General features: G+C 67.1%; 27 protein-coding genes and 1 tRNA gene. 6 read left to right on the top strand and 22 right to left on the bottom strand.

Annotation, left to right across the window (positions count from 1 at the left end):
• Positions 1-61: 61 nt before the first annotated feature.
• Positions 62-592: a YceI family protein gene (locus BST10_RS09185; protein WP_013830536.1), complete on the bottom strand. Its 531-nt coding sequence runs from the start codon at positions 590-592 to the stop codon at positions 62-64.
• A 112-nt stretch (positions 593-704) separates the two neighbouring features.
• On the opposite strand from BST10_RS09185, the gene BST10_RS09180 reads away from it, so the two are divergent.
• Positions 705-1,109 carry an HIT family protein gene (locus tag BST10_RS09180; RefSeq protein ID WP_041320216.1) on the top strand — a complete coding sequence of 135 codons (405 nt, stop codon included), beginning with the start codon at positions 705-707 and terminating at the stop codon, positions 1,107-1,109.
• A gap of 3 nt (positions 1,110-1,112) precedes the next feature.
• On the opposite strand, the gene BST10_RS09175 is transcribed toward BST10_RS09180, so the two are convergent.
• Together BST10_RS09175 and BST10_RS09170 are read right to left on the bottom strand one after the other, a co-directional pair.
• The gene (locus BST10_RS09175) at positions 1,113-2,570 is read right to left on the bottom strand and encodes a sensor histidine kinase (RefSeq protein WP_083037521.1); all 1,458 of its coding nucleotides are present in this window, start codon (positions 2,568-2,570) and stop codon (positions 1,113-1,115) included.
• 52 nt (positions 2,571-2,622) lie between these two features.
• Positions 2,623-3,342 carry a response regulator transcription factor gene (locus tag BST10_RS09170; RefSeq protein WP_013830539.1) on the bottom strand — a complete coding sequence of 240 codons (720 nt, stop codon included), beginning with the start codon at positions 3,340-3,342 and terminating at the stop codon, positions 2,623-2,625.
• 108 nt (positions 3,343-3,450) lie between these two features.
• Here BST10_RS09170 and BST10_RS09165 point away from each other — a divergent pair, with 108 nt between their 5' ends.
• Positions 3,451-4,212 (top strand): MlaD family protein, encoded by a 762-nt coding sequence (locus BST10_RS09165; RefSeq protein ID WP_041318804.1) that lies wholly within the window; start codon positions 3,451-3,453, stop codon positions 4,210-4,212.
• 123 nt (positions 4,213-4,335) lie between these two features.
• Here BST10_RS09165 and BST10_RS09160 read toward each other — a convergent pair.
• The 5 genes from BST10_RS09160 to BST10_RS09140 form a co-directional block, all read right to left on the bottom strand.
• A tRNA-Thr gene (locus BST10_RS09160) sits at positions 4,336-4,411 on the bottom strand.
• 104 nt (positions 4,412-4,515) lie between these two features.
• Positions 4,516-5,376: an alpha/beta fold hydrolase gene (locus BST10_RS09155; RefSeq protein ID WP_083037520.1), complete on the bottom strand. Its 861-nt coding sequence runs from the start codon at positions 5,374-5,376 to the stop codon at positions 4,516-4,518.
• Between the two features lie 55 nt (positions 5,377-5,431).
• Positions 5,432-6,292, bottom strand: a complete 861-nt coding sequence (locus BST10_RS09150; protein WP_083037519.1) for an SDR family oxidoreductase — start codon at positions 6,290-6,292, stop codon at positions 5,432-5,434.
• A gap of 2 nt (positions 6,293-6,294) precedes the next feature.
• The gene (locus tag BST10_RS09145; protein WP_083037518.1) at positions 6,295-7,122 is read right to left on the bottom strand and encodes an SDR family oxidoreductase; all 828 of its coding nucleotides are present in this window, start codon (positions 7,120-7,122) and stop codon (positions 6,295-6,297) included.
• A 65-nt stretch (positions 7,123-7,187) separates the two neighbouring features.
• Complete coding sequence (locus tag BST10_RS09140) at positions 7,188-8,108, bottom strand: enoyl-CoA hydratase (RefSeq protein ID WP_083037517.1); 921 nt, start codon at positions 8,106-8,108, stop codon at positions 7,188-7,190.
• A gap of 64 nt (positions 8,109-8,172) precedes the next feature.
• Here BST10_RS09140 and BST10_RS23245 point away from each other — a divergent pair, with 64 nt between their 5' ends.
• Both BST10_RS23245 and BST10_RS09135 read left to right on the top strand, forming a co-directional pair.
• A complete protein-coding gene (locus BST10_RS23245; RefSeq protein WP_165757185.1) occupies positions 8,173-8,346 on the top strand; it encodes a hypothetical protein in 174 nt (57 codons plus the stop codon).
• Between the two features lie 2 nt (positions 8,347-8,348).
• On the top strand, positions 8,349-9,779 hold the full coding sequence (locus BST10_RS09135) for an alpha,alpha-trehalose-phosphate synthase (UDP-forming) (RefSeq protein WP_083037516.1): 1,431 nt from the start codon (positions 8,349-8,351) through the stop codon (positions 9,777-9,779).
• A gap of 1 nt (position 9,780) precedes the next feature.
• On the opposite strand, the gene BST10_RS09130 is transcribed toward BST10_RS09135, so the two are convergent.
• The 13 genes from BST10_RS09130 to BST10_RS09070 all read right to left on the bottom strand — a co-directional run bounded on the left by BST10_RS09130 (position 9,781) and on the right by BST10_RS09070 (position 22,008).
• The gene (locus BST10_RS09130; protein ID WP_083037515.1) at positions 9,781-10,320 is read right to left on the bottom strand and encodes a hypothetical protein; all 540 of its coding nucleotides are present in this window, start codon (positions 10,318-10,320) and stop codon (positions 9,781-9,783) included.
• A 16-nt stretch (positions 10,321-10,336) separates the two neighbouring features.
• A complete protein-coding gene (locus tag BST10_RS09125) occupies positions 10,337-10,846 on the bottom strand; it encodes a mammalian cell entry protein (protein ID WP_083037514.1) in 510 nt (169 codons plus the stop codon).
• Entirely contained in the window at positions 10,825-11,490 is a 666-nt protein-coding gene (locus BST10_RS09120; protein ID WP_083037513.1) for a mammalian cell entry protein, read from the bottom strand. The genes BST10_RS09125 and BST10_RS09120 overlap by 22 nt, the downstream gene beginning before the upstream one ends.
• Positions 11,487-13,193 carry an MCE family protein gene (locus BST10_RS09115; RefSeq protein WP_083037512.1) on the bottom strand — a complete coding sequence of 569 codons (1,707 nt, stop codon included), beginning with the start codon at positions 13,191-13,193 and terminating at the stop codon, positions 11,487-11,489. The genes BST10_RS09120 and BST10_RS09115 overlap by 4 nt, the downstream gene beginning before the upstream one ends.
• A 6-nt stretch (positions 13,194-13,199) precedes the next feature.
• The gene (locus BST10_RS09110) at positions 13,200-14,357 is read right to left on the bottom strand and encodes an MCE family protein (protein WP_083037511.1); all 1,158 of its coding nucleotides are present in this window, start codon (positions 14,355-14,357) and stop codon (positions 13,200-13,202) included.
• Entirely contained in the window at positions 14,354-15,688 is a 1,335-nt protein-coding gene (locus BST10_RS09105; RefSeq protein WP_019735974.1) for an MCE family protein, read from the bottom strand. Before BST10_RS09105 ends, BST10_RS09110 begins: the two co-directional genes overlap by 4 nt.
• On the bottom strand, positions 15,685-16,770 hold the full coding sequence (locus BST10_RS09100) for a virulence factor Mce family protein (RefSeq protein WP_019735975.1): 1,086 nt from the start codon (positions 16,768-16,770) through the stop codon (positions 15,685-15,687). Before BST10_RS09100 ends, BST10_RS09105 begins: the two co-directional genes overlap by 4 nt.
• Positions 16,730-17,767 (bottom strand): MCE family protein, encoded by a 1,038-nt coding sequence (locus BST10_RS09095; RefSeq protein WP_019735976.1) that lies wholly within the window; start codon positions 17,765-17,767, stop codon positions 16,730-16,732. Before BST10_RS09095 ends, BST10_RS09100 begins: the two co-directional genes overlap by 41 nt.
• The gene (locus tag BST10_RS09090) at positions 17,767-18,966 is read right to left on the bottom strand and encodes an MCE family protein (protein ID WP_205277428.1); all 1,200 of its coding nucleotides are present in this window, start codon (positions 18,964-18,966) and stop codon (positions 17,767-17,769) included. The genes BST10_RS09095 and BST10_RS09090 overlap by 1 nt, the downstream gene beginning before the upstream one ends.
• Positions 18,967-18,979: 13 nt before the next feature.
• Entirely contained in the window at positions 18,980-19,822 is an 843-nt protein-coding gene (locus BST10_RS09085; protein WP_083037510.1) for an ABC transporter permease, read from the bottom strand.
• Positions 19,819-20,583, bottom strand: coding sequence for an MlaE family ABC transporter permease (locus BST10_RS09080; RefSeq protein ID WP_083037638.1), 765 nt, complete (start codon positions 20,581-20,583; stop codon positions 19,819-19,821). The genes BST10_RS09085 and BST10_RS09080 overlap by 4 nt, the downstream gene beginning before the upstream one ends.
• A 238-nt stretch (positions 20,584-20,821) precedes the next feature.
• Positions 20,822-21,736 (bottom strand): 3-oxoacyl-ACP reductase, encoded by a 915-nt coding sequence (locus tag BST10_RS09075; protein ID WP_083037509.1) that lies wholly within the window; start codon positions 21,734-21,736, stop codon positions 20,822-20,824.
• 77 nt (positions 21,737-21,813) lie between these two features.
• Entirely contained in the window at positions 21,814-22,008 is a 195-nt protein-coding gene (locus BST10_RS09070; protein ID WP_083037508.1) for a ferredoxin, read from the bottom strand.
• Between the two features lie 190 nt (positions 22,009-22,198).
• On the opposite strand from BST10_RS09070, the gene BST10_RS09065 reads away from it, so the two are divergent.
• Both BST10_RS09065 and BST10_RS09060 read left to right on the top strand, forming a co-directional pair.
• On the top strand, positions 22,199-23,377 hold the full coding sequence (locus BST10_RS09065; protein ID WP_083037507.1) for an acyl-CoA dehydrogenase family protein: 1,179 nt from the start codon (positions 22,199-22,201) through the stop codon (positions 23,375-23,377).
• 10 nt (positions 23,378-23,387) lie between these two features.
• Positions 23,388-24,485 (top strand): acyl-CoA dehydrogenase family protein, encoded by a 1,098-nt coding sequence (locus BST10_RS09060; RefSeq protein WP_083037506.1) that lies wholly within the window; start codon positions 23,388-23,390, stop codon positions 24,483-24,485.
• Between the two features lies 1 nt (position 24,486).
• Here the strand turns inward: BST10_RS09060 and BST10_RS09055 are convergent, their stop codons facing one another.
• Entirely contained in the window at positions 24,487-24,969 is a 483-nt protein-coding gene (locus BST10_RS09055; protein WP_083037505.1) for a nuclear transport factor 2 family protein, read from the bottom strand.
• Between the last annotated feature and the right edge of the window lies 1 nt (position 24,970).

Below are 24,970 nucleotides of genomic sequence, written 5' to 3'. Positions count from 1 at the left end.
CTGCGCTGAGGGCGAAGAAGTGCGAGAAGCACCCGCCCTCAGTGCAGAGTCAACGCCAGGACTAGACCTTCCGGAACACCACGCTGGCCTTCAGCTTGGTCTTGTTGCCGACCATCCCCAGAAAATTGCCCTCGACTGCGAACTGCTTGCGAGTGACGGTTGTCTCGGTGGTCAGCCGCACGCCACCGTCACCGAGCGGGGTGATGTCGACCTTCAGCGGCAGCGGCCCGGTGATGCCCTTGACGGTCAGGTCGGCGTTCAGTCGGGCCGCGTCGCCACCGGCCGGTTCCCCGCTCTTGACCACGATGGTGATGTCGGGGTAGTGGTCGGTGTCGAAGAAATTCGACCGCCGCAGATCATGGTCGCGGGTGCCCAGGCCGGTGTCGATCGAAGCGGCCTTGATATCGATGCGGCCCGACACGGTCTTGGCGTCCTTGATCTCGCCACTGCCAGAAAAATCGGTGAACGCGCCACGTACCTTCAGCGCGCCCCACATCGTGCCGTTCTCGAACCGGATGCTCGACTGCTCGGTATCGAGGCTCCAAACGCCGACCGCCTCGGGACTGCTGAGAAATGTTGTGACAGCTGACATCTCATCTCCTCTACCTGTGGCGTGACGAGCACCCGCCAGGGGCACCAGCGTGTCTTCGATAATACGCAGCTACGCCCGCTATATCCGGCACTCGACGCATATGCTGAAGTTCATGAGCACTGTCTTCACCAAGATCATCAACCGGGAACTGCCAGGTCGATTCGTTTACGAGGACGACGACGTCGTCGGTTTCCTGACCATCGAACCGATGACGCAGGGCCACACCCTGGTAGTGCCCCGCGCCGAGATCGACCAGTGGCAGGACGTCGACGGCGCCGTGTTCGCCGGGGTGATGGCCGTGGCGCAGCGAATCGGCAAGGCGGTGTGCCGGGCGTTCGACACCGACCGCGCCGGCATGATCATCGCCGGCCTGGAGGTCCCGCACCTGCACGTCCACGTCTTTCCGACTCGCAGCCTGTCCGATTTCGGCTTCGCCGGCGTGGACCGCAACCCGTCACCGGAATCGCTCGACGAGGCGCAAACCAAGATCAAGGCTGCGCTGTCCGAGATTCCTTGATGTTCAGTTGATTTCGGCGGGTAACTCGGCCGGCTGGGCCGCCGTCTCGGCAAGACGAGGTACTGCGACCCGAAAGGTGCAACCCTGACCGGGTGGCGAGCTCACGGTGACGGTGCCGTGATGGGCACGGATCAGCGAGTCGACGATCGAGAGTCCCAGACCCGTGCCGCCGCTGACTCTCGCCCGCGACGAGTCGGTGCGAAAGAAGCGCTCGAAGGCCCGCTGCACGTCCTCCTCGCTCATCCCGGGACCCTGGTCGACGACCTCGAGGATCGCGTCGCCGCCGGCGGTCCCGACCCGCACGGTGATCGCGGCGTCTTCCGGAGTGTGCTCCAGCGCATTGGACATGAGATTGCTCAGCACCTGACGCAGCCGGGCTTCGTCACCGAGCACCTCGGGGGTGCCCGGGCCGTCGAAGACCTCCAGTTCGATGGCGCGGTCCGGCGCGATCGCCCGGGCGTCGTGCACCGCGTCGGTCGCCAAGACCAGCAAGTCGACCCAGCGCCGCTCCAGCGGCCGCTGGGCATCCATGCGGGCCAGCAGCAGTAGATCCTCGACGAGCAGGCCCATCCGGCGGGCTTCGCTCTCGATGCGAGACATCAGCAACTCGACGTCACGGGCCGCACCCTGCCGGTACAACTCCGCGAAGCCGCGGATCGTGGTCAGTGGCGTGCGTAGCTCATGGCTGGCGTCGGTGATGAACCGGCGCATCCGCTCCTCGGAGACACGCGCGTTGTCCGCCGAGGCAATCGAGGAGGCCACCGCCTGCTGAATCTGCGCCAGCATGCCGTTGAGCGCGAGCGAGAGGCGCCCCACCTCGGTGCGCGGATCACGTTCGGGCACACGGCGATCCAACTGGCCGGCGGCGATCGCCGCCGCGGTCCGCTCAACCTCGGCCAACGGGCGCAGGCTGCGGTTGACCACCAGATACCCGGCGGCCCCGAGCACCAGCAGTACCCCGACACCGATCGCCACCCGCGACCATGCCAAGTAGCGCAGCGTGGCCCGCGGGTCCGACAGATCCCTGGCCACCGTGATCAGCCGGCCGCTCTCAGCGTGCACCGACAGCGCCCGCCACTGCACGCCCGACCCGTCGACCGAGCCGATCGTGACCGGCACCGACCCCACGTCGTTGTCCGGTGGCAACAGCGGCTCGGCATTCTGATCGTTGACGACCGTCCAGACGCTGCCGTCGGGGTCGACGTCGCGAACATAGAAGCTCGTCGGCGGCCGGCCGGGGTTGGGATCCTCGTCCGCCTTCACCGGTGACCGCCCGCGCTGCTCAAGCGCCCAACCGTGCGCCGCGTCGATCAGCGTGGCGTCGATCCTGCTGATCAGCCGGTGCCGCAGGATGGTGGTCACGGCGTATCCCTGTGCCAGCAAGCCGATAGCCACCATGGCCAGTGTGGCGGCGACCAGGCTGACGCGCAGGGGCAGGATGCCGCGCGGGGGTTTCGCCATCCCTCTATCCTTCGTCCGATCCCCCGCGCCCGGCAATCACCGGCGGCATTCGCTAGCGCGGCTCGCGCAACACATAGCCAACTCCGCGCAGCGTGTGCAGTAGTCGCTTCTCGCCGGTGTCGATCTTGCGCCGCAGATAGGAGACGTAGGACTCCACCACATTGACGTCACCGCCGAAGTCGTAGCGCCAGACGTGGTCGAGGATCTTCGGCTTGCTCAGCACGGTGCCGGCATTGATCACGAAATAGCGCAGCAGGGTGAACTCGGTGGGCGACAACGACACCGGCTGACCCGCCTTCCATACCTCGTGGGTGTCCTCATCGAGTTCGATATCGGCGAAGCTCAGGCGCGAGTTGCGTGGCTCACCGGCACCTTTGCCGGCCCGGCGCAGGATGACTCGCAGCCGGGCCACCACCTCCTCCAGGCTGAACGGCTTGGTCACATAGTCGTCGCCGCCGAGGGTCAGGCCGGTGATTTTGTCCTGCAACGAGTCACGCGCGGTCAAGAACAGTGCCGGGGCGTCGATACCGTCGGCGCGCAGCCGGCGCAGCACACCGAACCCGTCCATCCCCGGCATCATCACGTCCAGGATCACCGCGTCCGGCCGGACCTCGCGCGCACGGTCCAGCGCCGCCGGCCCGCTGGATGCGGTGTAGACCTCGAACCCCTGGAATTTCAAGCTGACCGACAGCAGCTCGACGATGTTGGTCTCGTCATCGACGACCAGGATGCGGGCCTCCGGTGCGGCGTCTTGCGCAGCTGTAGCTCCCATGGGGTCAATTCCCTCCCGAACGGGTGAAAATAAACTGGAAACCGGCTGTGTGTTTGTTGTCAATCAAACTACCTGATATCGGTGGGGTTTCGCCCCTACACTGACCTGGTGGGCCTGGCCAAACAGCTGATCGCCGTGTCGACCGCGCCGGCGCGGATCGGTCTTTCCATCGCCGATGCCGGACTCGGGGTCGCCACCGCGGCGCTCGGGCTGGCCCGGCAGACCCTCGGCGAACCCGAGACCCACGGGCCCGCCAACTCAATGGCACAGATGCTGGGCCTGGAGGACGCCATCGCCCGGGCCAACCGGCTCGCCAAATTGATGGACGACGACGCCCCACTCGGCCGCGCCCTGGCTCCGGGCGGCCCGGCTGACCGACTGCTGGCTCCCGGGGGCCTGGTCGACCAACTGACCGGGCCGGGAGGCGTCCTCGACCGGCTCACCGCCGAAGGCGGCGGGCTGCAGCGGGCATTGCAACCCGGCGGACTGGTGGATCAACTGACCGACGAGAACGGATTGATCGAGCGACTGTTGTCCGAAGACGGCCTGGCCGACCGCCTGCTGGCCGAGGGCGGGCTGATCGACAAGCTCACCGCGCGCAACGGCCCGCTGGAGCAGCTTGCCAACGTCGCCGACACGTTGAGCCGGCTGGCCCCGGGGATGGAGGCGCTGGAGCCCGCCATCGAGACCCTGCAGGAGGCGGTGATCGCGCTGACCATGGTGGTCAACCCGCTGAGCAACATCGCCGAGCGCATTCCGCTGCTGCCGCGCCGGTCCAGTCGGCGCCCGCCGCCACCGCGGACCGTACGCTCCCAGCGAGTGGTCGACCCGGACCCGACCGACCTCGAGCGACCGACCGAGCCCCATTAGGCTCTGGCACCGTCTACGATGGCGTCGCGCGACCCCCGGTGCGCTCCCAGCGGGCGACTGAGTCTGCAGCCGAGACAGGTCACTGTCATATGACAGACGCTATCCGCCGGTACCGAGAGGTAATGGAGCCGCGTGAGAGACTCGAACTCTCGACATCCGCTTTACAAGAGCGACGCTCTACCAACTGAGCTAACGCGGCCGGGGCCGGCTCGATGAGCCATGGCGATTGTACGACGGGTGGTGCCGCCCGCTCCCGCCGACTTGGGCGGAGGACGGCCAAAGCCGGCGCTGCCGGGCGTGGAATCAATCGCGCCGCAAGAAGTCCAGCACCACCGACTCGAAGGCGTCTTTGGCCTCGATCATCGTCCAGTGCCCGCAGTTGGGGAATACGTGGAACTCCGCGTTGGGGATGGTGCGCATCGGGATCAGCGCCATGTCCAGCGGGCTGACCCGGTCGTCGCGGCCCCAGGTGACCAGGGTCGGTGCCTTGACCCGGTGCATCATCGACCACGGCAGCGGGCCCTTGGACGCCTGCATCATCTTCACCATGTTGGTGAAGGCTTCCTTGCCGTACATCCGCCGCGCACTCGCCAACGTCTCGGCGTCGGTCGCCAGGGCCCAGCGCTCCTCAATGAGCTGCTCGGTGATCACCTTCGGGTCGTAGACCATCGACTCCAGCCACCGGATCAGGCTCTCCCGGCTGGGGTTGTCGGTGAATTCCTGCAGCAGCCGGATGCCCTCGGCCGGCCCGGGGGTGAGAAGGTTGGTGCCGATGCCGCCGATGGTCACCAGCTTGCGCACCTTCTCCGGGCTGTTGATGGCGTAGTTGATGCCGACGCCGCCACCCATCGAGTTGCCGACGATGCTGAACTGGTCCAGGCCCAGCGCGTCGGCGAACTGCCCGACCGCGCCGAAGGCCGACACCATCGGGTGCCCGCCGAAGTCGTCGCTGACCCCGAACCCGGGGAATTCCAGCACGAGGCAGCGGAAGTGCTCGGCGAAAGCCGGCAGCACCCCGCGGTAGTTGCGCCACCCGGTGACGCCCGGTCCGGAGCCGTGCAGCAGCAGCAATGTCGGGCCGTCACCGGCCTCGTGGTAGCGCAGCACCCCCTGCTCGATGGTGACCTCGCGCAGGGTCTCGTCGTGGCTCAGCTCTGCCGGCATTTCTCTCCTCAAGATCTCTCGAAGTCTTCTGACACGCTAACGCGAACGGCGCCGGTCAATGCGCCGGGGGAGCCGCACCGCGGAACGCCCTGAACCGCACCAGGTAGCGCGGTAGCCGCGACAATCCGACGCTGCGCGGCCAGTCGTCAGCGCGGAAGTAGGCGTCCGAACCGCCGTCGACAAAGATCACGCTGCCGCAGAGGAATTCGGCGGCATCGGAGAGCATGAACAGCATCCAGTCGGCCAGCTGGCCGGGATCGCCGAAGCCGCCGACCGGTACCGGAAAGCTGCGGACCGCGGTCTCCTGCCTGGGGGAGGCGAGCTGCTTCTCCAGCAGCGGCGTCATGATCGCCCCCGGCGCCAGGGCGTTGAGCCGAATCCCCGCCCCCGCCCACGGCGGCTCGACGGCCCGTCGGCGCACCCAGTGCGACACCGCGATCTTGGAGGCCGCGTAGGCGAACGACGGCGCGCCCGGCCCGAGCAGTCGCAGCCGGCGCAGCGCCTTGGCCGCTTTCCCGGCCAACAGTGCCCGCACCGCCGATCGCGGCACCACCGGCACCGTGGTCGTCGAATTGCTGGCGACGACCACCACTTTGGCGGCGCCGGATGCGGCCAGCGCCGGGCGCCATGCCTCCAGTAGCTCGACGACCCCGAAATAGTTGACCTGCAGGATCAGCCGCGTCGCGCCCGGGGTGGGCCCGACGCCGGCGGCCAGCACCGCACCGTCCAAGCGACCCCCGCACAACGCGAGCACTTGCTCCCCCGCCGCTGCTCGTCCCTCGGGGCCGGACAGGTCAGCGATGACCTCGGCATCGCGCAGGTCGACGCCGATCACGGTGTGCCCGGCCGCGCGCAGCTTCTCCGCGGCCTGCTGCCCCATACCGGATGCCGAGCCGGTGACCGCGTAGACGCCCACGGCTATTCGCCGACCACGCCGCGCAGGCCGTCGGCGCCGAACGCCGGCTCCAGCATCGCCGTGAAGTCCGGGCCGCGGCGCAGCATCTGCCCGCCGTCGACGTTGATGACCTGGCCGGTGATGTAGCCGGCAGCGTCGCTGAGCAGGAACAGCGCCAAGTCGGCGACATCTTCTACCTCACCGACCCGCGGCAGCGGGGTGCTGACCCGGTAGTCCTCGGCCAGTGCCGGGGTATCGAGGACCACCGACACCAGGTCGGTGCGGGTCAGGCCGGGGCGGATGCTGTTGACCCGCACCCACGAGGCACCCAGTTCGTCGGCGGCCAGCTGCATCAAATGGTCCAGCGCCGACTTGGTGGGACCGTAGGCGCCGAACCAGCGGTGGGTGTTGCTGGCCGCGATCGAGGAGATCCCGACGAAGGAGCCGCCGCCGCCACGCACCAGCGCCCGCCCGGCGTGTTTGAGCACGTACATGGCGCCGTTGATGTTGAGGTCAACAGTGCGCCGCCACGCCTCCGAGTCGATCTGGGTGATCGGACCGATGGTCTCCGAACCGCCGGCGCAGTGCACCACCCCGTGCAGCCGACCGCTTCCGCTCACGGCGGCGTCGACGGCTGCGATCACGCTGTCCTCGTCGGTGACGTCGGTCGCCTGGTGGCGTACCCCGATCTCGTCGGCCACCGCGGCCAGCCGCTCGGCATTACGGCCGACGATCAGCACATCGGCCCCGGCGGCGGACAGCGCGGCCGCCACCGCCTTACCGATACCGCTACCGCCACCGGTGATCAGGTAACTGCGGCCGTCGAACGAAATCCGCGACGAAAGTGTCACACCGACCCCTCACACCAAAACTGGAACATGTTCTACCCATGGAACCATGCTGGCCGGAGCTGTGGCTACGGCTGGTCGCGACGGGCCACGTCAGTGGCCTTGGCGGTGCGCCAGTCGGGTACCTCCGGCGGCAGCGCGACCGGAAACTTGTTGTCGTTATGCGCCGACCAGTGCGCGTGGCCGAGTTGATGGATATGGAACCCGTGGCGCAGCGCCTCGGAAAAGCCCATGGCGTCGGCGGCGGCGTTGACCGAGTCCTTGATCAACAGCGCGGCCATGGTCGGAAGCTGCGCGATGCGGCGGGCGAACTCCAGTGTCTTGTCCGCCAGTTCCTCGACACCGAACACCTTGGAGACCATTCCCAGCCGGTAGGCCTCGTCGGCATCCAGCGAGTCCCCGGTCAGCAGCAGTTCCTTGGCCTTGCGCGGGCCGAACTCCCACGGGTGGGCGTAGTACTCGACGCCCGGCATGCCCAGACGCACCCCCACCACGTCGGAGAACCGGGCGTTGTCGGCGGCGACGATCAGATCGCACGCCCAGATCAACATCAACCCGGCGGAGATGGCGTTGCCCTGCACCTGCGCGATGGTGATCTTGCGCAGCTCCCGCCAACGGCAGGTGTTCGAGAAGTAGTAGTGCCACTCCTGCAGGTAGGTTTTCTCGACGACCGGTTCCCGGGTGCCGCCGTGGCTCCGGAAACTCGGGTGCTGGCCCGGCCCGGCCCGGCGCTCGGCCACCGCCGCCTCCGAGCCCAGGTCGTGGCCGGCGGAGAAATTCTCACCGCGCGCCGCCAGTATCACCACCCGCACGGCGTCGTCGGCCTCGGCCCGGGCGAACGCTTCGTCGAGCTGCACCAGCAGGGTGCGGTTCTGCGCGTTGTGGGTCTCCGGACGGTTCAGCCAGATCCGGGCGATGCGGCCGTCGTCGAGGATTTCGTAGTCGACGAGATCGCCGACCTGCTCTGATGTGGTCTCCGATGTCGCCACTGGACCTCCGCCCTCGTTGTCGTCCGCCTCACAGGTTACGGCGCACTTCGCTAGAGTCGACGGCATGCCTGCTAAATCCGAACCCGCCGAGATCGACGACGTGGAACCGCTGGCCGACAGCACCGCACGCCAAGCGCGGCGAGTCGTAGCCGCCTACGCTGAGGACGCCGACGAGTGCCGGGTCTTCCTGTCCATGCTGGGGATCGGTCCGGCGAATACCGAGAAGCCCGGGGCCTAGCGGTGCCGGGGTCGGGGGGCCAGGCCGACTTCGTGGTGGTGGCCAACCGGCTGCCGATCGACATCGACGTACTGCCCGACGGCACGACGGCGTACAAGCGCAGCCCCGGCGGGTTGGTCACCGCGCTCGAGCCGCTGTTGCGCAAGCGCCACGGCGCCTGGGTGGGTTGGCCCGGCACTCCGGACGGGCCCGCGGAGCCGATCGATATCGAGGACCTGCGACTGCATCCGGTAGCACTGAGCGCCACCGATATCGCCGACTACTACGAGGGATTCTCCAACGCGACACTGTGGCCCTTGTACCACGACGTGATCGTCAAGCCGATCTACCACCGGCAGTGGTGGGAGCGCTACGTCGACGTCAACCGCCGGTTCGCCGAGGCCACGTCGGAGGCCGCCGGACCGGGCGCGACGGTGTGGGTCCAGGACTATCAGTTGCAGCTGGTGCCCAAGATGCTGCGAAGTCTGCGTCCGGACCTGACCATCGGATTCTTCCTGCACATCCCGTTCCCACCGGTGGAGCTGTTCATGCAGCTGCCGTGGCGCAGAGAGATCGTCGACGGCCTACTCGGCGCCGACCTCGTCGGTTTCCACCTGCCCGGCGGCGCGCAGAACTTCCTGTTCCTGTCCCGCAACCTGACCGGCGCGGCCACCTCGCGCGGCGCGGTGGGGGTTCGCGGCAGGTTCGGCGAGGTGAGTCTGCCTGACCGAACCGTGCGTGTTGGCGCCTTTCCGATCTCGATCGACTCCGGCGAGCTCGACCACAAGGCGCGTGAGCGGGGAATCCGGCGGCGCGCCAAGGAGATCCGGGCCGAATTGGGTCATCCGCGCAAGATCCTGCTCGGCGTGGACCGGCTGGACTACACCAAGGGGATCGACGTCCGGCTCAAGGCGTTCAACGAGCTGCTCGCCGAGGGCCGCGCCAAGCGCGACGACACCGTGCTGGTGCAGCTGGCGACACCCAGCCGGGAAAGGGTGGAGAGTTACCAGATCCTGCGCGAGGACATCGAACGCCAGGTCGGTCACATCAACGGCGAGTACAGCGAGGTCGGTCACCCGGTGGTGCACTACCTGCACCGCCCGGTCCCCCGCGACGAGTTGATCGCGTTCTTCGTGGCCAGTGACGTCATGCTGGTAACCCCGCTGCGCGACGGGATGAATCTGGTCGCCAAGGAGTACGTGGCTTGCCGCAGCGACCTGGGCGGCGCCCTCGTCTTGAGTGAATTCACTGGTGCGGCAGCAGAATTGAAGCAATCCTACTTGGTCAACCCGCACGACCTGGAGGGCGTCAAGGATGCCATCGAGGCGGCGATCAACCAGAACCCCGAAGACGGCCGCCGGCGTATGCGTGCGCTGCGCCGCCAGGTGCTGACCCACGACGTCGACCGCTGGGCCCGATCCTTCCTGGACTCGCTCGCCGAAACGGCCGACTAGCTCAGCTGCACAGGTGAATCGGGTTGTCCTGACAGGTCAGCGGGTAGCGGACCACCGGGTTGGGCAGCGGCGACACGAACGTCAGGGTGAACGGGTGCTTTTCGAGCCCGGGCTGCCAGCCGCAGACCGCATTGTGTGACTGGGTGTAGGTGCCGCGCAGCGACGTGTCGAACTGGTACATCTCTTCGCTGCCGGCGGTGCTGCCGTCCGGGCATCGGGTACCGGCCAGCAGCGGCGTGTGGTAGGACCACAGGCCGTTGGACAGCCGGTAGGAGCCGGCCTGCCCCGGCGGGCCGTTGCTTTCGACCTGCAGCCGGCAACCGATCGCCAGATTCAGCGGCACCCGGCCGTCGCCCACGGTGGGCACGCACAGCGGGTAAATCTTCCACGTCGCCGTGGTGCCGGCGCCGTTGTAGGTGTAGATGCCCTCCAGGGTGCCTTCCGGCAAGGCATCGTCGTCCGCGGCGGCCTCGACGGCCAGCCCGGCGCTCGCCGCCACCGCGATGCCGAACGCGGCCAGACCGCGAATGAGCTTCCTCATGGCGCAATCCTCTCAGCTAGATCGGCGCGATGTTGCTGATCAGCCACTTGCTGTCGACCTTGCGGAAGTCGACCCGCAGCCGACTGCCCTCGTAGAACTTCTCCTTGGACTTGCCCGTGACGGTGCGGTTGACGAACACCAGCACCGAACCGGTGGTCCGCTTCGCGTCCAGCGGTCCCACGCCGACGACGTCAACCTGGTTCACCAGCTGCTTCTCCCGGGCCTGCGGGATGATCTCGTTGACGGCCCGGGCCTCGAACTCACGCCGGTAGTCGTCGGTGAACATCGGATAGGTTTCGGTCAGGCTGCGTTCCACGGTGGTGTAGTCGTAGCCGAGCACCTTGGGGATCTCGTCGGCGGTCAGCTTGGCCAACTCGGTGCGGGCCAACTCCTGCCCCCGCGTCGCGACCCGGCTCCAGTACAGCGAGCCGGCGGTGGCGCCCAGACCGACGAACACTCCGAGCAGGACCACCAGCAGAGCCACCAGGGCCGACCATCGCCGGTTCATCGACTGCCGTCCGGCCATTTGAGGTCGTAGGCGGTCATGTTGCCGGCATCGTCTTCGTGCACGATGATCCGCAGCGCGTAGGGCTGCGACGGCTTGTTGACGCCGTCGGCATCCGTGGCGGTCGCGCGCATCGCGACCAGGACCGAGGCGTTGCCGGCCACTTCATCGCGATCCTCAAGGGCTGCGGCGTTGATGACCGCCTCCGAGCTGTGCTTGGTCTCTCGCAGCAGCGCCTTGAGGTTGTCCGCGTTGCCGGCCATGGTGTCGCGCAGCGGTCCGCTGGTGCCGGCCACGAAGCGGTCCACCTGCTCGTTGATGGTGTCGGGCGTGTAGGTGTACATGTTCAGCACGGTCTGGACCGCGGTGTCGACGAAGCGCTGGTCACGACTCTCGGCCGCGGTGGCGTGCCGGTGTTGCAGCAGCAGCACGCCGACCAGACCGCCCAGCACGACGCTCGCCACCAGGGCGGCCGCTGCCGCAACGACAGCGGCCTGACGCGCGTTGGGCTGTCGCCGCGGCGGTGGGCCGACCGGGCGGACCGCCCGCACGGCGGCCCGACCCGGGGTCGGAACGACGGTCGTGGCGACCTCGGCGGCGTCACCGGCCGGTCCGGCGGCCCGCGAGGCCCGGCGACGAGCTCTGGCCTCCTCGGGACCGGTCACGTCTGCCTCGGCTCGAGCATCAGGTCGGCCCAGTTCTCGGCCGGCAGCCATTTGTCGGCCCCCGAGACGAACACTCCGGTGCCGCCCGCCGGGTCGACGAACTTCCCGGTGCGTTGGTCATAGCTGCTGTAGGCGACCCCGTTGGCCTGCGCCTCGGCCGGCAATGGTCCGGGAGCGGGCCCGGGGGCCGGTCCCGGCGCGGGGTCCCGTCCGTAGGGCGGCAGGCCGCCGTTGCCGCCGGGGCCGGTCGGCAGGTTCTGGTCCGGCGGGGCGTAGTACGGCCACGGTGCCGGCGGATTCGGGCCGAGTTCGTTCGGCGGGTAGGGCAGCGGGTACGGCGGATTGGGCGCCGGACCGGGACCGGCCGGCACACCGGGAGGCAGCGCGACCACCGGCGGGCCGGGGTCGTAGTCCGAACTCGGTGGGATGTACGGGAATTTGTTCATCGGCGTGATCATCCGCGGGTCGGTGATCGGCGTGTCGTACGGCACCGGCGGACCCCGCCACGCATTGCTGCCGATCGGGACGAAACCCTTCGGGTCACGGCAGAGCTGAATGGTCGGCGCCCGCTTGCCGGGATACTCCATGCACGGGTAGTTGCGCGCCCCGCGGACCGCGACCGAATCGTTCTGGGCCGCTTTGCAGTACAGCTCCTTGGGCAATTCACGCACTGTCTCATCAGCGGGCGTGCGCATCTCGGTGAACGGCAGGAACCCCACCGTGCACGGCGGCGGGTCGTGCATGTCGATCTTGAAGTCCAGCTTGACGCCCTCTTCCATCGGGACGCCACCGGCAACCGTCATCAGCGCCGCCATCAGTGCGGGGAACACCACCAGCGCCTGCTCGATCGAGTTGCGGTAGATCACCCCGACCCGGCCGAAGTTGGCAATGCTGGCCGCCAAGGTCGGGAACGAGGCCCGGATCCCGCTGAAGGTGGTGTTCGCCTCGTCGGCGACACTCGGCAGGACCTGCAGCACCTCGCGGAGTTGCGGATCGGCATTGCGCACCTCGGTGGTGACCACCGCCAACGATCGGGCCAGCGTCTTGATGTCGTCGCCGCTGCGGATCTGGGCATCCAGGAACGGTTCGAACTGATCGATCAGGCCCTCGGTCGCCGCGAAATTGGTGTTGGCTTCATCGATCAGCTGCCGCGACGACGCGATCATCCGGGCCAGCTCCTGCCCGGAACCGTTGAAGCCCTCGAAGGTGTTGCGCAGCAGGTCGCGAAGGCGGCTGTTGGCGACGCTGTTGACCAGTGTCTGGGCCTGGTCGAGCATCCCAGCGATGTCCTGGCCTATCGCGGTGCGGTCCTGGCCGATCCGCGCGCCGTTGTGCAGCGCCCCGGCGGCCGCGGCTCCTTCCGGTGGAACCAGGTCGATGTACTGCTCCCCGATCGCAGACATGCTCTTGACGGTTGCGGTGACGTTGCCCGGGACCTTGGTGCTGCTGTTGAGCCGCATCTGGGCGTCGATCCCATGGTCGGTGAGACGGACGTCTTCCACCCGGCCCACCGTCACGCCGCGGTAGGTCACGTTGGCGCTCTGGTAGATTCCGCCGCCGGCGATGAAATCGGCGGTCACCTTGTAGGTTCCGATCCCCATCCGGCTGGGCAGGTGCAGGTACAGGATCGAGATCGCGCCGACGGCCAGCACGGTGACCACGGCGAAGATCCCGAGTTGGATTCGGACGAGGCGGGTCAGCATCGCAGGTCATTCCTCATATCGGACAGCCGTGCCGGGCGGGATCTTGAACGGGTCGGCCGCCTGCCCGGACAGGTTCGCCATTTCACCGATCAAGAAGTCGGGCGGATTGAGCACGTCGTGCATGTGCGGCATGTTCGGGTCGAACGCGCCGGTGGTGAACACGGTTTCGCCGAATCGCCGCAGCGTCATGTCGAAGGTGACGTAGACGTTCAGGAAGTCGCCGCGCACCGCGTTGCGCAGATACATCGACGGGAACGGGAAGGTCGGAATGAACGGGAACGCCGTTACCAACTCGTTGGCGTTGTCGGCGAACGCCTTGATGACCGGGTAGAGGTCCTTGATGTCGGCGGCGAAGTCCTCTTTGGTCTCCGTCATGATCCGTGACCCGACGGTCGCCAACCGCTGCAGCGCTCCGAACGCATCCACGATGTTGGCGCGGTTGTCGTTGAGCACCTGCAGCGCACCCGGCATGGTCTCCAGGGCCCGCGCGAGGCTGGGGGCACTGCGGGCCAGGGTAACGCCGATCCGGTTGAGCCCCTCGGCGGCGGCGATGATGTCATGGGCCTGGCGGTCCAGCGATGCCGTCAGCTCGGCGAGCCGGGGCAGCAGTCCGGCGAAGGTGCCGGCCCGCCCGGCGACCGCCGCGTAGGCCTCCTCGGTGATGTCCTGCAGCGCGCCGAGATTGCCCTGGTTCACCACCACGCCCAGTGAGGACAGCACCTCTTCGGTGCTGGGGTAGCGCCCGGTGCGGCTGAGCGGGATCTGGTCGCCGGGAGCGAGTCGGCCGGTCGGGGCCTCGTCGTGGGGTGCGGAAAGTTCGATGTGCTGGGATCCCAGCAGCGAGGTCTGGGCGACTTTCGCGGTGGCATTGGCCGGAAGCTGAACATTGCCGTCCAGCGACAGTTTGACCGCCGCAAAAAAGCTGCCGTCCGGTTGCTGCACGGCTTCCAGACCGGAGACGCTGCCCACGGTGACGTCGTCGACCATCACCGGCGAGTTCTGCGGCAGCGTGGTCACGTCCGGTAGTTGCACCGTGATGTTGTAGGACCCTCGGCCGTGGCCCGCGGTGCCCGGCATGTTCAGCGAGTTCAGCCCACCGAACTGGCAGCCGGACAGCACCAGCGCTCCGGCCCCCAGAACGCAGGCAAGAGATTTCACCCTCATCCGCCCTCCCGTGGTGCGCCGGCCCCGGGCCGCTGCGGGCCGTGCGGACCGGGTGCCTGGCCCAGCTGTCCCGGCTCCGACGGCGGCAGGAACAGCGCGGCGACGTCATCGGTGCTCGGCGGCGTGACACCCGGTGCAGGCATCCACTTCAGGTAGGGCACCGGTGTCTGCGCCTTGGCTTCGGTCTCCGGGGTGTCGTAGATGATCTGGCCCTTGTAGGCGGTGATCGAGTTGATCGGATGGAACAGGAACGGCACGAAGTTCATCGACCAGCGCCGCATCACCGGCCCCATCCGCTCCTTGCAGATCTCGGCCCGCTTGAAGTTGTCCGGCACCGAGCCGACGTCGAAGATTCCGCCGCAGATGAACTGCACCGGGTTGGCGAAGTCGGGCAGCGACAGCAGACCGCTCAGGGTGCCCTGCGCGGGGTTGTAGATCTGGTAGAAGTTGACCAGGCCGTGCGGGGTGATGTGCAGCACCTGCTCGAAGTTCTCACTCTGGTCGCTGAGCAGCTTGCTGAACTCCGAGAGCTTGTTGACCTGCGCGATCAACGCGTCGTTGTTGTCGTGCAGGAATCCGCGCACGTCGCGCAGCGCCTGGTTGAGGGTGCCCAGCGTGACATCCAGGTCGACCGAGCTGTCTGCGAGCACCGCCGAGACGGCCGCGGCATGATCGGTGAACTGCACGATCTGCTCGTTGCTGCCGGACAGTGCGTCGACCAGCACCTGCAGGTTCTTGACGGTGCCGAACAGATCCGTGCGCGAGTCACCGAGCCGTCCTGTGGTCGCCGACAGCTCCCGCAGTGCGCTGCGGAACGAGTCCCCGTTGCCGTCGAAGGTGTCAGCGGCCTGGTTGACGACCGCGCTCAGCGCGCCGTTGAGTTTGCCCTGCTCGGGCGCCAGTTGCGCACTGAGCTGCGTCAGTTCCTTCTTGACCTCGTCCCATTCGACCGGGACCGCGGTGCGGTCTTCGCCGAGCACCGCGCCGTCGGCAAGCCGCTCGCCGCCGGTGTAGGCCGGAGCCAGTTGAATGACCCGCGCCGAGACGATGTTGGGCGCCATCAGCACCGCGTGCACGTCGGCCGGCAACGGCACGTCCCTGTTCACCGACATGGTGATCTTGACGTTCTCCGCGCGCGGCTCGATGGACTCGATCCGGCCGACCGGTACCCCGACCACCCGAACGTCGTCGCCCGGGTACAGGCCCACCGCCGAGGCGAAGTAACCGGTGATCCGGTAGCCGCGCTGCGCCGGCAGCACCAGGTACACACCGGCGGCCAGCAGCGCGGCCAGCGCCCCGGCGAGCAGAATCCGCAATGACGGTCGCGTCATGGCGACTTCGGCTTTATCACGGTGCGCTCGGAGATCATCCCGCGCAGGTAGTCGGCCAGGCTGTCCGGTAGCTTGCCGGGCTGGAAGTACATGTCGAGCAGCACCTCCGACATGGTGGGCGGCGGCATGCCGTAGAGGTTGATCTGGAAGCCCGGACCCGAGGCCACCACCTCACCGAGCGTGGTGGCGTATCCGGGCAGCCGCTCCATCGCCCCGGCGATCCGGTCCTTGCGTTCGATCAGGTTGTCCATCACCAGGTTGAGTTTGTTCAGGGTCGGGCCGATTTCGGCCTTATTGTCGGCGACGAAGCCGGAAAGCTGCTGCGACACATCGTCGATACCGCCGATCAGCGCACCGATCGCTTGACGGCGTTCGTCCAGCGCTGCGAAAAGTTGGTTGCCGTCGAGCACCAGCTGGTTGACCTGCTCGGCACGCTGGTTGAGTACTCCGGTGACCGACTTGGCGTGGGTCAGCAACTGGCCCAGCGCTTCATCGCGGCGGTTAATGCTGCGCGACAGGGCGGCAACCCCGTCCAGCGCCCCGCGCAACTGCGGCGTCGCCTCGCGCATCGAATCGGTGAGCACCTGCAACGCTTCCTCGAATCGCGGCTTGTCCAGATCCCGGGCGTTGCCGCCGAGGTCCTGCAGCGCGTTGTTGAGGGTGTACGGGGCACGGGTGCGGTCCAGTGGAATCTCGGTGACCGAACCGGCGCCGGCGGGCGTGATCGACAGTGCCTTCTCGCCCAGCACGGTGTCGGTGCGGATCGCGGCCAGCGACTGGTCGCCCACCCGGATGTTGCGGTCGACGGAGAAACTCACTTTCGCGCTGGCTCCGGCCAGCACCACCTTGGTCACCTTGCCCACCCGGATACCGGACACCGTCACGTCGTTGCCGGGAATGATGCCGCCGGCGTCGGCGAAATAGCCTTGGTAAACCTTGCCCTGCGGCCAGAACGGCAGGCTGGTGTATCCGAAGGAGACCAAGAGCACGCATGCCACCAGTGCGATGCCCAATGTGCCGGTGCGAACCGGGTTTACGCGGTCAATTTTTGACAGGAGAGCACCTCCCCTTGCTGGTGTCATTCTGGCCGCCCATCGGCAGAATGATGTCGCTGCCCGCCGGCCCGTTCAACTTCAGGGAGACCGTGCAGTAGTTGATGTTGAAGAACGAGCCGTAGGCGCCGAGCGCATTGAGCCGCAGGTAGTTCTCCTCCAGCGGGTCGATGACGTCGTTGAGTTCCTGTTTGCGCTTATCCAGCACGGTGGCCAGCGGCCGGGCGTTCTCGATCACGCCCTGCAGCGGCCGGCGGGTGCGGCGCAGTGTGTCGGTCAGGTCGGTCTCCACCGACGCCAGCGGTCCGATCGCCCCGGCGATCGCGTCCTTGCCCTCTGCCAATCCGGTGATCAGCTGCTGCAGCCGGTCGACGGTGGCGTCGAACTGCTCCCGCTTGTCATCGACGGTGGACAGCACCGTGTTCAAGTTGTTGATCACGTCGCCGATCAGCTGGTCGCGGGAGGCCAGTGTGGTGGTGAACGAGTTGGTGCTGGAAAGCATCTGCGTCAGCGCGCCGCCCTGGCCCTGCAACAACTCGATGATCGCGTTGCTGACCTCATTGATCTTGTTGCCGTCCAGACCCTTGAGCACCGGGCGCATCCCGCCCAGCAGCGCGTCCAGGTCCAGCGCCGGCTGGGTGTTCTTCCGCGCGATGGTGCCGCCGGGCGGTAGTTTGCGCAGATCGCCGGCGCCGGAGGCGATCTCCAGGTACCGGTCGCCGACCAGGTTCTCGTAACGGATCAGCGCGCGGGTCGAGTCGTAGATCTGGTAACGCTTGTTGACGTCGAAAGTGACGTTGACGCTGTTGTCGCCGGCCAGCTCGACGCGTTTCACCGTGCCGACCGGGATTCCGGCGATCCGCACATCCTCGCCGCCCTTGAGCCGGGAGGCACTGGCGAAATTGGCGTGGTACGTGTGGTTGGACGCGAACCGGAACTCGCCGAACACCACCACCAGCCCGGCCGACACCAGCAGCATGGCGAGCGTGAAGATGGAGACCTTGATCAGCGTGCTGCGGGTGCTCATCAGTACTCGTCCCGTTCGGCAAAGGCCCCGTTGAACAGGAACTGCGCGGTCGACGGCGCGTCGAACTGCACCTCGGTGTTCGGCTGAAACGGGATGTAGGCGCTGTCGGTGACCAGGAACGGCGACCGGAACCAGGAGCCGCCGTACTGCTTGCTCGGAATGTCCGGCAGGCCACGACAGTTGGGGCCACCGGTCGCGTTGGCCACCGGCAGGCTCTCCGGATAGGTGTAGGCCGGTGCGCCCGGGATGAAGCTGGAGTGCACGTAGAGCGCCGGCTTGGTGCCACCGATCGACGGACCGAATTTCTCCAGCGCACCTTGGATTCCCCGGAACAGGCAGCCGAACTCCGGCGAGTACTCGGCCAGCAGAGAGCCCAACGCCCGGAACCGGGTGATGCCGGCGATGAAGTCGTCAGCGGCCGGCGCGAACGTGTCGTAGCCGTTGTTGGCCAGCCCGGTGGTCGCCAGCAGCGCCTTGTTCAGGTTGTCGCGCTGGTCGACCAGCGTCTTGCTGATCGTCGGAACATTGTCGAAGATGGTCGCCAGATCCGGGGCGGCGTCGCCGTAGATGTTGCCGACCACCGCGGTCTTGGCGAAACCCGACTGGAGCTGCGGCAGTTTCGGGTTGAGCTTCTCCAGGTAGCCGTTCAGCCCGGACAGCAGCGCGCCCAGGTTGTCGCCGTTGCCGCGCAATCCTTCGGCCAGCGCGCTGATAGATCCGTTGAGCTGCACCGGGTCGATCTTGTCCAGCAGATCGGTCAACTTCTGGAACAGCGTGTTGGCTTCCAGCTGCACGTCGGAGGCCTGCACATCGGCGCCGCTGCGCAATGCCTTACCCGACGGCACCGGCGGCGGAATGAACTCCACCGCCTTGGCTCCGAAGATGGTGTTGCTGGCGATGTGCACGGCGGCGTTCGACGGGATGTATCGCATCGCGGCGCTGTCGATGGCCAGCGCGAGCTTGGCCTGCTGGCCCTGATACGTGATCTCCTTGACCTTGCCGATCTGGATACCGCGGTATTTGACCTTGGCGTCCCTCTCCATCACCAGGCCGGCCCGCGGCGACGTGACGGTGACCTTATCGGTGGAGCTGAAGACGGAGACATAGGACAGATAGGTGAAGACGGTGGCGGCAACCAGGAGCGCACCCAGGACTGCCGCGGCAATCCGCACCTGGGTACGCCTCGATCCGTTTTCCACCCGTATGTCCTTGCTATCCCGAGAGGTTGAAGTTACCGGACCCGCCGTAGACGGCGAGTGAAACGAACAACGTAATGACTACCACGACCACCAGCGACGTGCGCACCGCCTGACCCACCGCGATACCCACGCCGACGGGTCCGCCGGCCGCGTTGAAGCCGTAGTTGGTGTGCACCAGCATCACCGCGATCGACATGATGATCGCCTGCAGGAAGGACCACAGTAGGTCGGTCGGAATAAGGAAGGTATCAAAGTAGTGGTCGTAAAGGCCTGGCGACTGCGCGTTGATGAACACCGTGGTGGACCGGGCCGCGAAGAACGCCGCCAGCACCGACAGTGAGTACAGCGGGATGATCGCGATCAGGCCCGCCACCAGCCGGGTGGATACCAGATACGACACCGCGTGTACCGCCATAGATTCGACGGCGTCGATCTCCTCGGCGACCCGCATGGCGCCGAGCTGGGCGGTGGTGCCGGCACCGATGGTGGCCGCGAGCGCGATCCCAGCCACCACGGGTGCGACGATGCGCACGTTGAGGAACGCCGACAGGAACCCGGTCAACGCCTCGATGCCGATGTTGCCCAGCGACGAGAATCCCTGCACCGCGATCACGCCGCCGGAGGCCAGGGTCAAGAAGGTGGCCACCCCGACCGTGCCGCCGATGATCGCCAGCGCGCCGGTGCCCATGGTGATCTCGGCGATCAGCCGGACCGTTTCCTTGCGGTACTTGGTCAGCGCGTTGGGCACGTAACGAATCGACTCGGCGTAGAACAGGGCCTGCTCGCCGAAGTTGTCGTAGGCCTTGGGCGCCCACCGGAACAGCCGCCGGAATCGCAGCGTGGCGTCGTAACTCATTTGACCAGCACCCGCACGCTGATCGCGGTCATGACGACGTTGATGACGAACAGACAGATGAAGGCGTAGACGACGGTCTCGTTGACCGCGTTGCCGACCCCCTGCGGACCGCCCTTGGCGGTCAGCCCGCGGTAGCACCCGATCAGCCCGGCGGCGGTGCCGAACAGCAGCGCCTTGATCTCGGCCATCACCAGCTCCCCGAGCCCGGTCAGCACGGTCAGCCCGTTGATGAAGGCGCCCGGGTTGACGCCCTGCAGAAAGACGGAGAATACATAGCCCCCGACCAGGCCGATCGCGCACACCAGGCCGTTGAGCAGCAGCGCGACGAACGTCGAGGCCAGCGCCCGGGGTACCACCAGCCGCTGGATCGGGTCGATGCCGAGCACCCGCATCGCGTCGATCTCTTCGCGGATGGTGCGCGCGCCCAGGTCCGCGCAGATCGCGGTGGCGCCGGCACCGGCCACCACCAGCACGGTGACCACCGGGCCCAGCTGGGTGATGGTGCCGAATGCGGTCCCGGCGCCGGACAGGTCGGCGGCGCCGATCTCCCGCAGCAGGATGTTGATGGTGAACGCCACCAGCACGGTGAAGGGGATCGCGACCAGCAGGGTCGGCACCAGCGACACCCGGGCGATCATCCAGGTCTGGTCGAGGAACTCACGGTATTGGAACGGCCGGCGAAACATCGCCCGGAATGTCGCCAGCGACATCTCTACGAAACCGCCCACGGCCCGAGCCGGAACCGTGAGCTGTTCGATCAAGGCACGTCCTTCCCTCAGGTCGGGCATCCGGCTGCCGGTGGTCGCAAAACTGTATCCGGCCACCTCACGTGACCGGCGCTGTTCGCGTGATTCACCGTCCGGCCCTCGTGAGCCGGCTCATAGTAACTAGAACACGTTCGGAGTGTCAAAGGACACGTTTTAGTAAAAGAAACGGATTATTTATGCTGGTCAAAGCAATTGTGATCCACGCCTCGCTGAAACGCGTTCTAACCGCGTTCTAATCGGCGTCCATCAACTCCGAAGCTGAGAAGGTCCGCTTCGGATCGCGATCCGAGAAGTAATTCGCCAGCGTGTCCGCCAACCGGGTCGGATCCCAGGCCTGTCCGTCGGCACTGAACTTATGTTCCACCGTCGGCGCGGCCATCAGCATTACCTCAGGTCCGTACACCACGAAGACCTGACCGTTGACCGAGTCCGATGCCGGCGACGACAGGAACCGGACCAGGGTGACCACGTGCTCGGGCGACAGCGGGTCGATTTCCCCGTCGCCAACCTTGGCCTCACCGAAGACGTCGGCGGTCATCGCGGTACGGGCCCGCGGGCAGATGGCGTTGGCGCGCACGCCGTAGCGACTGAGCGCCCGGCTGGCCGACAGCGTCAGGGCGGTGATGCCCGCCTTGGCCGCGCCGTAGTTGGCCTGACCGACCGGACCCATCAGCCCGGCTTCCGAGGACGTGTTGATGATGCGGCCGTACACGGTTCCGGCGTCAGCATCTTTGGCCCGCTGGCGCCAATACGCGGCCGCGTTGCGCGTCAACAGGAAATGCCCGCGCAGGTGCACCGCGATCACGGCGTCGAAGTCGTCATCGGACATGTTGAACAACATCCGGTCGCGGGTGATCCCGGCGTTGTTGACGACGATGCTCAGCCCGCCCAGGCCGTCGGCGGTGCTCACCAGCTCGTCGGCGGTGGAGCGCTGGCTGATGTCCCCCGCCACCGGCACCCCCTTGCCGCCGGCGGCGGCGATCTCGTCGATCACGTCGGAGGATTCCAGCGCCGGCGCGATGTCGTTGACAACCACGGTGGCTCCGGAACGGGCCAGCCCGATCGCTTCTGCCCGGCCCAACCCGGCGGCGGCGCCGGTCACCACGGCGACCTTCCCGGTCAGATCGATCGCGCTGTTCGCAGTCATGTACGCCGCTCCTGTCCCCTCGCGGCGCCCTCGTCGCCTGCGGTTATGAATACCTCTAGTCCCCTGCCGGGCCGAGGTTAGTCGTCAACGCGGCGCAGCGCGGCACGGGGGCACTCGGCGATCGCCTGCATAGCGTGGGCTTCCCGGTCCGCCGGGACCGGCGCCATCTTGACCACGGCCTGCTCGTCGTCGTTCAGTTCGAACAGGTCGGGGTCGATTCCGACGCAAATCGCGTTGCCCTCGCAGCGATCCAGGTCCACCTCAACTCGCATGACGCTCTCCTTGCAAAGCCCGAGACGGCCACCAGCATGGTCCGTCAGTGTCCGCTAATGCCACCATACGATCCAACAGCAGCCGTACACGACGAGGTAGGGCCACTGGACCCTAGCGACTAGAACGTGTTACAACGGGCTGTCGACGACAATTTTATCGTGAGCCCGATCACCAGCGAAGGACGACCCGATGCAGATCAGTTACACCGCTGAGCAGGAAGAGCTGCGTCGCGAACTGCGCTCGTATTTCACGACGCTGATGACCCCGGAGCGCCGGGAGGCGCTGAGTTCGACGCAGGGCGAGTACGGGACCGGCAACGTCTACCGCGAAACGGTCGCCCAGATGGGCAAGGACGGCTGGCTGACGTTGAGCTGGCCCACTGAGTACGGCGGCCAGGCCCGCTCGGCGATGGATCAGCTGATCTTCACCGACGAGGCCGCGATCGCCGGTGCCCCGGTGCCGTTCCTGACCATCAACAGCGTCGCCCCGACGATCATGGCCTTCGGCACCGAGGAGCAGAAGAAGTTCTTCCTGCCCAAGATCGCCGCCGGCGAGCTGCACTTCGCGATCGGGTACTCCGAGCCGGGTGCCGGAACGGACCTGGCCTCGCTGCGCACCACCGCGGTACGTGACGGCGACGACTACGTGATCAACGGCCAGAAGATGTGGACGTCGCTGATCGCCTACGCCGACTACGTGTGGCTGGCGGCGCGGACCAACCCGGAGGCCAAGAAGCACCGCGGCATCTCGATGCTCATTGTTCCCACCACGGCCGAGGGCTTTTCCTGGACGCCGGTGCACACCATGGCCGGCCCGGACACCAGCGCGACGTACTACTCCGACGTGCGGGTGCCGGTGTCCAACCTGGTCGGTGAGGAGCACGCGGGCTGGAAGCTGGTGACCAACCAGCTCAACCACGAGCGGGTCGCACTGGTGTCGGCGCAGCCGATCTTCGTGGCGCTCGACGAGGTCCGCGAGTGGGCGCAGCACACCAAAGACAGCCACGGCAACCGGATCATCGACTCGCAGTGGGTGCAGCTCAACCTGGCCCGGGTGCTCGCCAAGGCCGAGGTGCTCAAGCTGATCAACTGGGAGCTGGCCTCATCCGACAGCGCCTCGCCGTCCCCGGCGGACGCATCGGCGGCCAAGGTGTTCGGCACCGAACTGGCGACCGAGGCCTACCGGTTGCTGATGGAGGTGCTCGGCACCGCCGCCACCGTGCGGCAAGACTCCCCAGGTGCGCTGCTGCGCGGCCGGGTGGAACGCATGCACCGGGCGTGTTTGATCCTGACCTTCGGCGGCGGCACCAACGAGGTGCAGCGCGACATCATCGGCATGGTCGCCCTGGGCCTGCCCCGCAACCGGTAAAGGACTCGTTATGGACTTCTCCACAACCGAAGCAGCACAAGATCTCTCGGGTCTGGTCGGCACCATCGTCGAGGCGGTGTGCACCCCGGAACACCAGCGCGAGCTGGACGGGCTGGAGCAGCGGGTCGACACCAAACTGTGGCGCAAGCTCGTCGAGGCCGACGTGGTGTCCAGCGCGGCGAGCGAGTCGCTGGGCGGCGGCGGCTTCGGCGTGCTGGAGCAGGCGGCCATCCTGACCGCTCTGGGTCGGCAGCTGGCCGCGGTGCCCTACCTGGAGTCGGTGGTGCTGGCGGCCGGGGCACTGGCCAAGTTCGGCTCCGCGGAGCTGCAGCAGGCCTGGGGCGCCCCGGCAGTGGCCGGCGCGAAGATCCTGACGGCTGCGACCGACGGCGACATGGGTGAGGGTCCGGTCCAGGCAGCGGCGACCGGTTCCGGCTTCCGCCTCACCGGTACCCGCACGCAGGTCGGGTTCGCCCCGGTGGCCGACGCCTTCCTGGTGCCGGCCGAAACCGATTCCGGCACACGAGTTTTCCTGGTGGCCGCCACCGATCCCGGCGTGACGGTTACTTCGCTGGCGACCACCGGCCTGGGCAGTGTCGGCCACCTCGAGCTGTCGGGAACCGAGCTGGAGTCCGGCCGTCTCGTCGGCGGCGCCGAGGTCCTCGACCACCTGAGCACCCTGGCCGCGCTGGGCCGCAGCGCCTACCAGTTAGGGGTGCTGGAGCGCGGCTTGGCCCTGACCGCCGAATACGCCCGCGAACGCGAACAGTTCGACAAGCCGATCGGCAGCTTCCAGGCCGTGTCCCAGCGGCTGGCCGACGGCTACATCGACGTCAAGGGGCTGCGGCTCACGCTGACCCAAGCGGCTTGGCGGGTCGGCGAGGAATTGCCGGCGACCAGCGAGGTCGCCACGGCCGCGTTCTGGGCGGCGGACGCCGGACATCGGGTGGCGCACAGCATCGTCCACATCCATGGCGGGGTCGGCATCGACACCGACCACCCGATTCACCGCTACTTCCTGGCCGCCAAGCAGACCGAGTTTGCGCTCGGTGGCGCTACCGGCCAGCTGTTGGCGATCGGTCGCGAGCTGGCCGACACCCCGGTCTAGGTCAGCGGTGCAGCGCATCTCCGAACGTCACCTTGAACCCGGGAAGGTCCGACAACGGCACGGTGGCGTCGTAGGTGCGCTGGTAGCCGGTGGCGCTGATCTTCCAGCCGTCGGCGGTGCGGCGGTAGGTGTCGTGATAGAACGCGGCGCCGATCAGCATCAGGTTGAAGTCGGGCATGATCACCCGGTCCTGCAGGTACCAGATGCCGGTAGCACTGTCCGCGCCGGTGAGGGTGATCTCGGGGTGGTTGACCCGGTGCTCGCTGATCAAGTTTCCCGGCAGCGATGTCCGCATGAACTCCACCAGCGAGTCGCGGTCGGAGAAGCTGTGATCGCTGCCCATCGACTTGCCGTAGTCGGCGGTGATGTCCTCGGCCAGCGTGGCGGCGAAGTCGTCCCAGTGCTTGGTGTCCAGCGCTCGCAGATAGCGGTACTTGACCTGCTTGATTGCCTCGATGTCGGCGAAGGCGTCGAATTCAGTCACC

Source organism: Mycolicibacter algericus DSM 45454, from assembly GCF_002086455.1.
GTDB lineage: Bacteria > Actinomycetota > Actinomycetes > Mycobacteriales > Mycobacteriaceae > Mycobacterium > Mycobacterium algericum.
The sequence above is the reverse complement of the archived record's forward strand: the minus strand, read 5'-3'. Positions and strand labels throughout refer to the sequence as shown.

Coding starts and splice junctions, on each gene's coding strand:
- BST10_RS09130 (WP_083037515.1), bottom strand. CDS start 10,320: ATGAGGAAGCTCATTCGCGGTCTGGCCGCGTTCGGCATCGCGGTGGCG.
- BST10_RS23245 (WP_165757185.1), top strand. CDS start 8,173: ATGCCTGCTAAATCCGAACCCGCCGAGATCGACGACGTGGAACCGCTG.
- BST10_RS09175 (WP_083037521.1), bottom strand. CDS start 2,570: ATGGCGAAACCCCCGCGCGGCATCCTGCCCCTGCGCGTCAGCCTGGTC.
- BST10_RS09125 (WP_083037514.1), bottom strand. CDS start 10,846: ATGGCCGGACGGCAGTCGATGAACCGGCGATGGTCGGCCCTGGTGGCT.
- BST10_RS09100 (WP_019735975.1), bottom strand. CDS start 16,770: ATGACACCAGCAAGGGGAGGTGCTCTCCTGTCAAAAATTGACCGCGTA.
- BST10_RS09155 (WP_083037520.1), bottom strand. CDS start 5,376: ATGCCGGCAGAGCTGAGCCACGACGAGACCCTGCGCGAGGTCACCATC.
- BST10_RS09115 (WP_083037512.1), bottom strand. CDS start 13,193: ATGCTGACCCGCCTCGTCCGAATCCAACTCGGGATCTTCGCCGTGGTC.
- BST10_RS09110 (WP_083037511.1), bottom strand. CDS start 14,357: ATGAGGGTGAAATCTCTTGCCTGCGTTCTGGGGGCCGGAGCGCTGGTG.
- BST10_RS09180 (WP_041320216.1), top strand. CDS start 705: ATGAGCACTGTCTTCACCAAGATCATCAACCGGGAACTGCCAGGTCGA.
- BST10_RS09170 (WP_013830539.1), bottom strand. CDS start 3,342: ATGGGAGCTACAGCTGCGCAAGACGCCGCACCGGAGGCCCGCATCCTG.
- BST10_RS09070 (WP_083037508.1), bottom strand. CDS start 22,008: ATGCGAGTTGAGGTGGACCTGGATCGCTGCGAGGGCAACGCGATTTGC.
- BST10_RS09095 (WP_019735976.1), bottom strand. CDS start 17,767: ATGAGCACCCGCAGCACGCTGATCAAGGTCTCCATCTTCACGCTCGCC.
- BST10_RS09060 (WP_083037506.1), top strand. CDS start 23,388: ATGGACTTCTCCACAACCGAAGCAGCACAAGATCTCTCGGGTCTGGTC.
- BST10_RS09075 (WP_083037509.1), bottom strand. CDS start 21,736: ATGACTGCGAACAGCGCGATCGATCTGACCGGGAAGGTCGCCGTGGTG.
- BST10_RS09185 (WP_013830536.1), bottom strand. CDS start 592: ATGTCAGCTGTCACAACATTTCTCAGCAGTCCCGAGGCGGTCGGCGTT.
- BST10_RS09105 (WP_019735974.1), bottom strand. CDS start 15,688: ATGACGCGACCGTCATTGCGGATTCTGCTCGCCGGGGCGCTGGCCGCG.
- BST10_RS09085 (WP_083037510.1), bottom strand. CDS start 19,822: ATGAGTTACGACGCCACGCTGCGATTCCGGCGGCTGTTCCGGTGGGCG.
- BST10_RS09065 (WP_083037507.1), top strand. CDS start 22,199: ATGCAGATCAGTTACACCGCTGAGCAGGAAGAGCTGCGTCGCGAACTG.